This is a genomic window from Rubellimicrobium mesophilum DSM 19309 (assembly GCF_000600335.2).
Taxonomy (GTDB): Bacteria; Pseudomonadota; Alphaproteobacteria; order Rhodobacterales; family Rhodobacteraceae; genus Rubellimicrobium; species Rubellimicrobium mesophilum.
In genome coordinates, this window is sequence record NZ_KK088632.1 from 1 (window position 1) to 11054 (window position 11054).

The window sequence follows — 11054 nt, forward strand, 5'->3', positions numbered from 1 at the left end:
TCGTCGACAACCTGAGCACGCATCGCGCCACGGACGTGCTGCTGTTCCTGCTGACGCATCCGCGCTGGGAGATGGTTTTCCAGCCGAAGTACGCAGCCTACCTCAACCTGATCGAGCCGTGGTGGAAGGTGCTGCGCTCCCTGGCGCTGAAGGGCCGGCGGTTTGAAAGCTGGGAGGAGATCGCGCAAGCGGTGGAGCGGGCAACAGTCTACTGGAACGATCACCGGCATCCGTTCGTCTGGGGCCGGCGGCGCCGGCACCAGCCACGACGCCAGCCCGGGATCGCTCTGCCGCCAAAAGCAGCCTGACTTGCCGGATGAACCACTAAGGTGGCGGAGATGCGCCGCCTTGACCTCCTCATGGCCGAAGTACTGGACCGCGGTCAGGTTGCCTTCCCCGTCCAATCCGGATCTTTTGCGGACCTGCGGAACTGGCTCGCCTCTTGTGCAAAGGTATCGGCATGAACATAGACATGATCCGCGCCGCCGCCGATCGCGCCCACGGCGCGATCCGCCGCACGCCGCTCCTGTCGGCACCCACCCTTGACGTGCTGGCCGGACGGCGGGTGCTGGTGAAGGCCGAGTGCCTCCAGCACACTGGAAGCTTTAAGGCGCGCGGCGGCTGGGCCGCAGTCACGAGCCTGCCCAAGGACAGCCCTGGTATCCTGGCCATGTCCTCGGGCAACCATGGGCAGGGTGTCGCCCGAGCGGCGGCGAACTGCGGCCTGCCCTGCGTCGTGCTGATGCCCGCCGACGCGCCGCGCGCCAAGATCGAGGGAACCCACGCCTGGGGCGCCGAGGTCGTCCTCTACGACCGTCTCCGCGACGACCGCAACGCCTTGGGGGCGCGTCTCGCGGAGCAGCGAGGGCTCGCGCTTATTCCGCCCTTTGACCACCCGGAGGTAATCGCGGGCCAGGGCACAACCGGGCTCGAGATCGCCGCTCAGGCCGCTGAGGAGGGGGTCGGGCGAGCCGATGTCCTGGTCTGCTGTGGTGGAGGGGGCCTGTCCGCCGGCATCGCCCTGGCGCTCGCCGCCGAGGCGCCCGGCCTGCGCGTCCGCACTGTCGAGCCGCAGGGCTTCGACGACGTCGCCCGCAGCATTGAGGCCGGGGAGCCCATCCTAAACGCGCCGGGTGGCACGACCATCTGCGACGCGATCATGACCCCCACCCCCGGCCGCCTCACCTTTCCGCTTCTCCAAGCGCATTGCGGCCCAGGCCTCGCGGTGACCGACGAAGAGGCGCTCCGCGCCATGGCCCTGGCCTTCCGCCACCTGCGCATCGTTCTAGAGCCCGGAGGCGCTGTCTCGCTCGCGGCGGCGCTGTTCCGTCGCGACCAGATCGATGGCGAGGCGGTGATCGCCGTCGCCTCGGGTGGCAACGTCGACCCAAGCGTCTTCGCGCGGGCGCTGGAGGCTTAGCGCGCTGATGAATGGCGTTGTCATGTGTGCACGGCTGGGCTCTTGAGAAGCCCGTTTAGACCGGAGCCTGAACCATGTTGCCCCCGCGAGTTTAACCCGAGCAAGCGAGCAGATGAAGGAGAACGGCATCGGCTTGCCAAAGCAGAACGGCGATGGTGGCGCTCAGCCGCTTAAGGTCGATCGCTGACTTGCGCGTCCACCAATCAGTTCGCGTACCATAACACGTCATGTGGTCACTCGGCCTGAACCTGAAAGACCGGCACGAAGGAGGCCGGAGCAAGCGATTCCGCCGGTCCCACCTCGGGGGCGTTGTCCTGTGTGACTATCACGATAGCCGGGCCGGCGTGGACGGTCACAAGACTACCCTCTAAGGCGCGCACTGCCATTTCTACGGCCAGCCTGCCCTGTAGGACAGGGAAATCTGTCGGCGCAGCGAGGATGCGGCTGCGCCGGATGCCCCGATATACGGCATGGCTCATGTACGTCGAGACGATCGCGATCTGGTCTGACTGACCCCGCGCGCGCAGGATCGACACCGCCGCTTCGGCCATCGGGCCGCTGCCGACGAGGTAGTCAATCTCGGGCGTGCGGTCGAGTACCTCTTCGATGAGAAGGACCTGCTCCTCAAGCCCGGTGTCGCCGTAACGGGTCGCCACGATCTGGGCCGAGCTGTCCGCGAGCGCCTCGCGGAAGCCCTGCTCCACGAAGGACACCCAGCCTGCGCCCTCGGGTCCGGGGAACCAGGCAATGCGGACGGGCGCTGAGTCCTTCGGGTGCCTCTCGGCGATCACCCGGCCCGCGGCGGCCCCCATCTCGCGCCAAGGCACGCTAGCCTTGGCGGTGATCCCGCGGTCATCGATGTCGTTTACCGCCGCGATCACGGGCATGTGGCGGGCCGCCTCCTCGACCGTCGGTGTGAGGCCGTCGAAGGAGACGGTCCCCAGGATCATGGCGTCGGCGCCGCTCTCGCCGCATTGCCTCGCCTGCTCGATCTGGCGATCGAGGTTTGGGTAGCCCCCAGCCTCGTAGAGCGTGAAGGAGATGCCGAGCCGCCGCGCTTCCTCGACCATGCCGTAGTTCACGCTGAGCCAGTAGGCATCCTTGAGATGCGGGTAGAGGATGCAGAGCCGCCAGGGCCGCGAGGCATGGTCGAGCGGGGCGTAGGCAAGCGGAACAGCGGGGCTGTCGTCGTCGAAAGGAATGGAGCGGGCCTGAAGTGGCCACAGGTCCTCGGCCGCCACGATCCGGGGCGGGGCGGTCGCGAGAATGCACAGTGCGACGCAGAGCGGGCTTGCGAGACGGGGCATGTACGGTAGTAGCCTTCTCCCGCGGCAAGGGGGCCGCAGGGGCGACACTTTGCGGAAGATCCTCTCCAAGTCTAGTCTCGGCGGGCGGCTGCTCGCGGCGTTCCTCGTGATCGCGGGATCCCCAGCCGCGATGGGCGTGCTGGGTTGGGTGGAGCTGCGCGACGTGGCGCAGAACCAAGAGAGGGCTGTCACAGAGACCATCCCGGCCATCTCCGAGGTGCGTGGCGTGACCGAGGAGACGAGCCGGCTCGTTGCCGTCGCGCCGGAGTTGGCCGCCGTCACCACCGAACCCTCGCGGGCCGAAAGGGCGGCCTTCCTGTTCCGGCAGGTGGATGCGCTCCGCGACCGGCTAGCACGATATGAAGGCGCCGACAGCGACGCGCCCAGCGGGCTGGTCCGGGCCGAGGAGGAGGTGCGAGCGGCAATCACTGGGCTGGACCGGCTGGTGCGCCAGCGCATCCGGCTCCTCGCGCAGCAGGACGAACAGGTGCGCGAGGGGCTAGCGGCCACGGGAGAGCTGCTGGAGATCGCGGATACGCTGGTCGCCAACGCCGAGACGGGCACCTCGGCCGTGATCTCGTCCCTCTACGACATCGAGGAGACGAGTCCCTCGGACGAGCGGGCGCGGCTGGACGCTTTGGACAAGCTGATCGAGGTCGATCTGTTCCAGCTGCGCCTGATGTTCGAGCTGCGCGCCCATGCGGCCGAGATTGGGCTCCTGCTCAATCGGCTCCCCTCGGTTGCGGACGGCAGCGAGCTGGCACTGCTGAGGGTCGATCTGAACCAGAGGATCGAGATCGCCACGCGGCGCATCCTGACGGTCAGGGACCCGAGCCGTGCCGAGCGAGCGCTGGCGCTCCTGCGCCGGATTGCGCCCAGTCCTGCGCCCCTGTCGGAATCGGTCGGCCTATTCGAGGTAACCGAGGGCCTCCTCGCGGTGAACGGTCGGATCGAGGAGGCGCAGGCGTTGCTCCGCGAGGCGGCGGCGAGTCTCGACGTCGAGGCGGCGGCGCTGGCCGACCGCATCCAAGCGCGGGCCGTGGCCGCGGGATCGGAAGCCCAGGCAGCGATCCGAGCGACGCAGCTCCTTTATGCCTGGTCGGCGGCCTTCGCTCTCATCGTGTCGCTGGTGGTCCTGTGGTTCTACGTGCGAGGTAACGTCGTGCGCCGGCTAAACGCGCTGTCCGCCACGATGATCCGACTGGCGGACGGCGACCTGGGCGCGCCGATCACGCCCTCAGGCAACGACGAGATCGCGCGGATGGAGGGCGCGGTCGGGGTGTTCCGTAGGCAGGCCGTTGCCAACCACAGCCTCGAAGAGGAGCGCGAGCGCTACCTTGCCGAGCTGAGGGCGCATCGCAACGAACTCCAGCGCCTCGTGGATGAGCAGACCGAGAAGCTGCGGGGCGAGGTCGCTGCGCACGAGGCGGCACGCAGCCGGGCGGAGGCGGCGGATCGGGCGAAGTCCGAATTCCTCGCGATGATGAGCCACGAGATCCGCACCCCGATGAACGGGGTCTTGGGCATGCTGCGGAGCCTGTCCCGCGACGGCCTCACCGAGCGACAGTCAGCCCATCTTCAGGCGGCGCTGGCCTCGGGCAAGGGGCTGATGGGCATCCTCAACAGCATCCTGGACTACCTGAAGCCCGACAGTTACGCGCCGGGGCAGGAGACCGTGCGGTTCGATCTCGCCGAAGTGGTGCGGGACATCGCCCTGCTGATGTCGCCCATGGCCGAGGAGAAGGGCCTGACCCTGACCTATGCGCTGCCCGAAGGGCCGGTGCCGCCGCTCCAGGGCGATATGGGCAAGTTGCGGCAGATCCTCTTTAACTTCTTATCCAATGCCGTGAAGTTCACGGACAGGGGAGGGGTGGCGCTGACCGTCGAACGGGCTGAGGCGACCGAAGAAAGGATTGGCCTCGTCTTCCGCGTACAGGACACTGGCAAGGGGATCGCGCCTGAAGCCCAGGGCCGCATCTTCGAGCCTTTCGAGCAGGAGGACGCGCAGACGGCGCGGGCCTATGGCGGCACGGGGCTCGGGCTCGCGATCTCGCGCCGGCTGGCCGAGGCGATCGGTGGGGAGCTCTCGCTGGACAGCCAACCGGGGCGCGGTTCGACCTTTACCCTGGTGGCGAGCTTCGCCGCAGCCGAGGGGGCGGCCGAGCCGGCGGCGGCCCTGTCCGCCGCGCGGTGGAGCGAGGGCGGGCTGTCGGTCCTGGTAGTCGAGGACCACGACATCAACCGGCACGTGCTGGACGCCTATCTCGATACGATGGGCCACTCGCGCGAGATGGTCGAGACCGGCGAGGAGGCCGTGGAGCGCATCCGCTCGGGCTGCTTCGACGTGGTACTGATGGACGTGAACTTGCCGGGCATCTCGGGGATCGAGGCGACACGGCGCATCCGCGCGCTGGCCGACCCGGCGCGTGCCGGGGTCCCTGTGATCGGGATTTCCGCCCATGTCCAGGCGGACGACATCGCCGCCTGCCTCGATGCTGGGATGATCGAGATGGTGCCGAAGCCGATCGCGCCCGAGGACCTGTCCGGGGCGCTCTCGCGGCTTGGACCCGGCAGGGACGGGGCGGCGGCGTTGCGGGGGGTGCTCGCGGATCTCGGGCCGGAGCGGACGGCCCAGATCGTCGAGATGATGCTCGGCCAACTGGGCGGCGGGATCGAAGACTTCGCACGCGCCAGCGATGCGGGGGACTTCGCGCTCCTGGCCCGCCATGCGCATCGGCTGAAGGGGGCGGTAGGCAATTTCAGCCTGCCCGACCTCGTGGCTTGCCTCGACCGGATCGAGCGCAAGGCGGCCGAGGAGGATTGTGCTGGTCTCGACCGCGAGCTTCCGAACCTCGCCTGCCTCGCAAAGGCTGCCCGGCGCGACCTGACCGCTTCGCTGAACGCTCTCCGGGCTGGTCATCCGCTCATGCGAGCGGCGCAGTGAAGACGTAGCCTTCCCCATGCGAGGTTCCGAGGATACGCGGCGCCTTGGGGTCGTCACGTAGCTTGGCACGGAGCCGCTTTACCATCACGTCGACCGTTCGCGCGTTCGTGCCGTCCTGTCTGTGTGTGATAGTGGCGAGAAGGCGGTCGCGGTCCAGCACTATGCCGGGGTTGAGCACGAAGGCGCGGAGGAGTTCGTATTCCGCGCGGGTCAACGGGATCGCGCCCCCGTCGGGCGCGACGAGGTGCCGGGTGGAGAGGTCGAAGCTGAAGCCCGCGAAGCTCACCACGCGCCGTGCGAGTTGGCGCATGGCCGAGGTGCGGCGCAGCAGGTTCTTCACACGCGCTAGGAGTTCGCGTCGGTTGAAGGGCTTGCAGACGTAGTCGTCGGCGCCAAGCTCCAGCCCCACGATCCGGTCCACATCGTCAGTCCGGCCAGACAGGAGGATGATCCCGATCTCGGACCGTGCGCGCTGCTCGCGGGTAATCTCGAGCCCGTCCTTGCCTGCGAGGTTGATGTCCACAATCAGGAGGTCCGCGCCGTCCTGGGCCATGACGACCTCGGCTGCCTCCGAACCAGCGCAGGCAGTGACACGATATCCGAAGGACTCAAGATAGCCCGCCAGTGCCATACGAGTCACAGGCTCATCTTCGATGATGACGATATGGGCCGAACTTTGGGTCATTCGGGGCCTCCCCGGGCGGGCTTAGCTATACTCCTCGTTAACAATCTGTAACAAGTCCTTCCATCCCGTTCACCGTTGGGGTCTGACGCGTTCACATGTCTTCCCTAGCGTTGATTCGCGGGAAGGCGCTCGACCTTCCAGAAAATCTCCGCCCCCGAAGGGCGGCCAACGGAAGGGAACATGCTTCATGCAACGTAAGGTACTTCTGCTCGCTACCACGGCCTCGCTCGGCCTCTGCGCGGCGGCGGCATGGGCCGAGGATTCCAGCGATCCAATCATCATCCCGATCCACAACTGGTCGAGCCAGATTGTGATGAGCAACGTGATCGGACAGATCTTCGAGTCGCTGGGGGATTCGGTCGAATACGTCCCTACGGACAGCCAAGCGGTCTACGAAGCCATCCGCCTGGGCGACGTGACGTTTGAGCCGGAGGTCTGGGAGGGTGCTTACGGGGCCTCGTTCACCGCGGCGGTAGAGAAGGGCGGAATCCACGATGTAGCCACGCATGACGCGGTCACGCGCGAAGACTGGTGGTATCCGATGTGGACCAAGGAGGCTTGCCCCGGCCTGCCCGACTGGCAGGCGCTGAATGAATGTGCGGCACTCTTCGTCACCCCCGAGACCGGAGACAAGGGCCGGTTCCTTGGCGGCCCGGTGGATTGGCTCAAGCACGACCAGGAAAAGGTCGATGCCTTGGGCATGAACTTCGTAGTGGTGAACGCGGGCTCCGCCGCGGCCCTCTGGGCCGAGATCTCAGCCGCTGAGGAGCAGCAGAAGCCGATCGTCGTCTTCAATTGGACCCCGAACTTCGCCGAGGCAGTCTGGCCAGGCGAGTTCGTCGAGTTTCCGGCCTGGGAGGCAGGTTGCGACACCGATCCCTCCGTTGGCCCGCTTCCGGACAAGACCTATGACTGCGGCAACCCGGCGAACGGCTACCTGAAGATCGCTGCCTGGGATGGGATGCCGGAGAAGTGGCCAGCGGCGTACGCGGTCCTTCAGCAGGTGAACTTCACCAACGCCCAGATCGCTGAGATGGCCAAGATGGTGGACGTGGACGGCATGGAGCCGGAGGACGCCGCGACGGCCTGGCTTGAGGCGAACGAGGACGTCTGGAGACCCTGGGTCGAATGAACGCGTTGCCTGATCCCGTGACCCTGTCCACCACCCTCCCCCCGCTATCGGCGGGGTGGGGAACCGTTCCAAAGGATCGCCACGTGAACGAGGCGGAGCCAGTTATCGCCTGCCGCAACTTGTGGAAAGTCTTTGGCGATAGACCCGACCGGATCCTCTCCCGCCTTAACTGCAATCCCTCGGCCGAGGAGTTGCGGCAGAGCGGCCTGATCGCGGCGGTGCGTGACGTCTCGCTTACCATCGGGCGGGGTGAGATGCTGGTGGTGATGGGTCTTTCGGGGTCGGGCAAGTCTACCTTGGTCCGTTGCTTGTCGCGCCTCATCGACGTGACGAGCGGCGCGATCATCGTTGAAGGGCGCGACATCGGTGCGATGACCGAGACCGAGCTGATCGACTTGCGCCGGCGCAAGATGGGGATGGTATTCCAGAGCTTCGGCCTCCTGCCGCACCGCACAGTAGTCGACAACGTGGCCTTCCCGCTTGAGATGCGCGGGCAGGACCGGTCGACGCGCATCGCCCGCGCGATGGAGATGCTGGAGTTGGTCGGCCTCAAGGGGCGCGAGAGCTATTTCCCACGTGAGCTATCGGGCGGGCAACAGCAGCGCGTGGGGATTGCCCGCTCGCTTGCCGTGGAGCCCGAGATCTGGTTTCTTGACGAGCCCTTTTCGGCGCTCGATCCGCTGATCCGGCGCGAGATGCAGGACGAGTTCCTGCGCCTCAAGGGCATGCTGTCCAATACCATCGTCTTCATCACCCACGACTTCGACGAGGCACTTCGCTTGGCCGACCGCATCGCCATCATGAAAGACGGTGCGGTGGAGCAATGCGACACGCCCGAACGGATCGTGATGTCCCCGGCGACCGAGTACGTGGCCAAGTTCACCTCGGCGGTTGACAGGTCACGCGTGGTACGCGCGGCGGCGCTCGCTATTCCGGCCGAGGGCACGGGGGCGGAGGGCCAGCCCGTCGCGGCCGGCCAAACCCTTCGCGACCTGGCGCGTCTGATCGTATCCGACTCTCGCGCCTTCATTCCGGTCGCAGATGCGCAGGGGCACGTTATTGGCGCACTCGACCGTCAGCGAGCGGTGGACCTGCTCCTGGGAGAGCCAGCATGACAGCGGGGCAGGCGCGGGTCGCATGGGGCTTGGTGGCCCTGGCCGCCGCCCTCGTGATGTTGCGGGAGAGTCTTCCTTCCGGGCTGGTGCGCCCGCCCGAGTGGATGGTCCTCCCCTTCGCCGACTGGATCAACGCGGCCTTCGCGTTCCTGCGCGACGATCTCGGCCTGATGACCCTGACCCGCGCCTTCTCGGACGTGATGGAGGCCTGCCTCGACGTGACCGCCAACCTCCTCTACGGCAAGAACCGCTGGCCGCACCTCGGGCCGATCCCTTGGTCGGTGATCGCGGTGTCAGCAGGGATGGTAGGCTTTGCGCTGGGCGGCTGGAGACTGGCTGCGCTTGCCGGGGGGACCTTCGTCTGGATCGCCGTAATGGGCCAGTGGCAGTGGGCGATGGAAACTCTGTCGGTAATCCTCGTCGCCACTCCGTTCTCGGTGGCCCTGGGGCTCGGGTTCGGGGTGCTGGCCTGGAGGTCACAAGCGTTCGAGCGGCTCCTCAATCCCATCCTTAACATCGCGCAGTCGATGCCGCACTTCGCCTACATGATCCCGGTCGTCGTCTTCATCGGCGTGGGCCCTAAGGCGGCGGCCATCGTCACCATCATCTTCTCGGTTCCCCCGATGATCCGGATGACCCTACTGGGCCTGCGGAAGGTACCGCCCGAGGTCGTGGAGAGCGGCAAGATGAGCGGGGCGACGCGCTGGCAGCTGCTGACCCGCGTGCGTATCCCGACAGCCCGGACCGACATCCTGATCGGTGTCAATCAGGTGGTGATGCAGTGCCTCGCGATGGTGGTGCTGGCCTCGTTCATCGGAATGCCCGGCCTAGGGCAGAAGCTCCTGCAACTGCTGCAGGCGCTGAAGATCGGGCTTTCGATCGAGATTGGGATCACGATTGTCCTCCTGGCCGTCATGCTGGACCGCCTGTCCAAGGCTTGGGCTATGAAGCAGCCTGTGCATCACATGCCTGGCGTCCGATGGATCGAGCGGCACCGCCTTCTTCTGATCTGGCTCGGGCTGGTGGCCCTTACCTCAGCCTTGGCTTGGCTCCATCCCTACTTCATCGAGGTTGAGCGGAAGCAGGCCCTCAGCATGGCCGGTCCGGTCGACGCCTCGATGAAGGTGTTCATCCGGGCGATGACGCCCGTAACCGAGTGGCTGCGTTGGTTTCTCATCACTTGGGTGCTGATCCCGCTGCGCGACGCCTTCCTGTGGCTTCCCTTTGCGGCGGTGCTCCTGCTGCTGGCCGGGATCGGCTGGGCAGTCGGTGGGAGGCGCTCGGCTCTCGTCTGCCTGGCCTTCTTCCTGCCCATCGCCATGTCCGGCTGGTGGGACCGTGCGATGATCACCGTCTACATGGTTTGCGTTTCGGTCCTTGTGGCGGTGCTGATCGGCGTTCCCGCCGGGCTTTGGGGCGCCGCGAGGCCGGTGCGGGCGGCACGGTTGCTGTTCCTGTGCGACACGTTCCAGACCTTCCCCAGCTTCATCTACCTGATCCCAGTTGTCATGCTCTTTGGCGTGAACGACGTAGCGGTCGTCGCCTCGGTCGTGGTCTTCGCTACGGTCCCAATCATCCGCTACACGATCGAGGGCATCCTCGGTGTCCCTCCGGAGATCGTGGAGGCGTCGAGCATGAGCGGGGCGACGCGCGGTCAGATCATGAGGCATGTGCAGCTGCCGTTGGCCCTGCCCACGATGATGGTCGGTGCGAACCAGTCGGTGATGTTCTCGCTGTTCATGGTAATCATCGCGGCCTTCATCGGGACGCAGGATCTGGGTCAGGAGATGCAGCGCGCGTTGTCCTCTACCGATGTGGGCAAGGGGCTTGTGCTGGGCTTCGCCGTCGCCTTCATGGGGCTGATGGTGGATCACCTGATCCTGAGGTGGTCAGATGGCCGTCACCGGTCATTAGGCTTCTAGACGGATGGTTTCCTGTCTGGACTGCTGCATCTGGATAGGACCGACACTCGATAGCCTCTACCTCAATGAAATGTTCGTCCAGGCAAGATGCCTGGCAATGGAGGCTCCATGTTCGACAGCCCTTACCCTAGCGTCATCCCTGGCCCACCCCGCCCGAGCCGCATCCTGACGGTTGGCCTCGCGCTGGGACGCGAGCGCCATGAAGTGCCGGGGGGCGGCGCCCTGCTGGTGCGGGTCGGAGCCGGCGACCGGATCGTCGTCACGAACGTCGAAGGGGGCCAAGCTTGCGAACTCGTGGCCGCCGATGCCCTGGGTCGGCCGGACGCAGGTCTCCTCGGGGTGCGGGCGAACGGCGATGCCCGGGGCTTGCGCGCGATGCTCGCGGGGTCCGAGGCGGCCCGGAATGGCCTTGGTCGGTTGCGCGCCGGGCTGCTGCGCAGGGGGATCGACCTGGGCCCGGCCACGAGCGTGAACCTGTTCGGTCCCGACACGCGGGCCGGCGAGCAGGCCGGCTTCACGGCGGTCGCGG

8 protein-coding genes and 1 pseudogene are annotated in these 11054 nt (G+C 66.6%); 7 read left to right on the forward strand and 2 right to left on the reverse strand.

What is annotated here, in order from left to right; all coding sequences use genetic code 11:
• The coding region (locus RUMESO_RS22370; RefSeq protein WP_037283990.1) for a transposase at positions 1–308 on the forward strand (308 nt) is incomplete at its 5' end.
• Positions 309–460: 152 nt separating this feature from the next.
• Positions 461–1420, forward strand: coding sequence for a threonine ammonia-lyase (locus RUMESO_RS22375; protein ID WP_037283993.1), 960 nt, complete (start codon positions 461–463; stop codon positions 1418–1420).
• A gap of 233 nt (positions 1421–1653) precedes the next feature.
• On the opposite strand, the gene torT is transcribed toward RUMESO_RS22375, so the two are convergent.
• Positions 1654–2727: a TMAO reductase system periplasmic protein TorT gene (gene torT / locus RUMESO_RS22380; RefSeq protein ID WP_082484571.1), complete on the reverse strand. Its 1074-nt coding sequence runs from the start codon at positions 2725–2727 to the stop codon at positions 1654–1656.
• Positions 2728–2776: 49 nt separating this feature from the next.
• On the opposite strand from torT, the gene RUMESO_RS22385 reads away from it, so the two are divergent.
• Entirely contained in the window at positions 2777–5671 is a 2895-nt protein-coding gene (locus RUMESO_RS22385; protein ID WP_051521615.1) for an ATP-binding protein, read from the forward strand.
• Here the strand turns inward: RUMESO_RS22385 and RUMESO_RS22390 are convergent.
• Positions 5652–6356, reverse strand: a complete 705-nt coding sequence (locus tag RUMESO_RS22390; protein WP_037283996.1) for a response regulator — start codon at positions 6354–6356, stop codon at positions 5652–5654. The two genes, RUMESO_RS22385 and RUMESO_RS22390, sit on opposite strands and share 20 nt — an antisense overlap.
• A gap of 187 nt (positions 6357–6543) precedes the next feature.
• Between RUMESO_RS22390 and RUMESO_RS22395 the strand changes: the two genes are divergently transcribed.
• The 4 genes and pseudogenes from RUMESO_RS22395 to RUMESO_RS22410 all read left to right on the forward strand — a co-directional run.
• Positions 6544–7488 (forward strand): ABC transporter substrate-binding protein, encoded by a 945-nt coding sequence (locus tag RUMESO_RS22395; protein WP_037283999.1) that lies wholly within the window; start codon positions 6544–6546, stop codon positions 7486–7488.
• An 83-nt stretch (positions 7489–7571) separates the two neighbouring features.
• Positions 7572–8603, forward strand: a complete 1032-nt coding sequence (locus RUMESO_RS22400; RefSeq protein ID WP_037284002.1) for a quaternary amine ABC transporter ATP-binding protein — start codon at positions 7572–7574, stop codon at positions 8601–8603.
• A complete protein-coding gene (locus tag RUMESO_RS22405) occupies positions 8600–10525 on the forward strand; it encodes an ABC transporter permease (RefSeq protein WP_037284005.1) in 1926 nt (641 codons plus the stop codon). Before RUMESO_RS22400 ends, RUMESO_RS22405 begins: the two co-directional genes overlap by 4 nt.
• 108 nt (positions 10526–10633) lie before the next feature.
• Positions 10634–11054 (forward strand): annotated as a pseudogene (locus RUMESO_RS22410) (aminomethyltransferase); the annotation flags it as partial.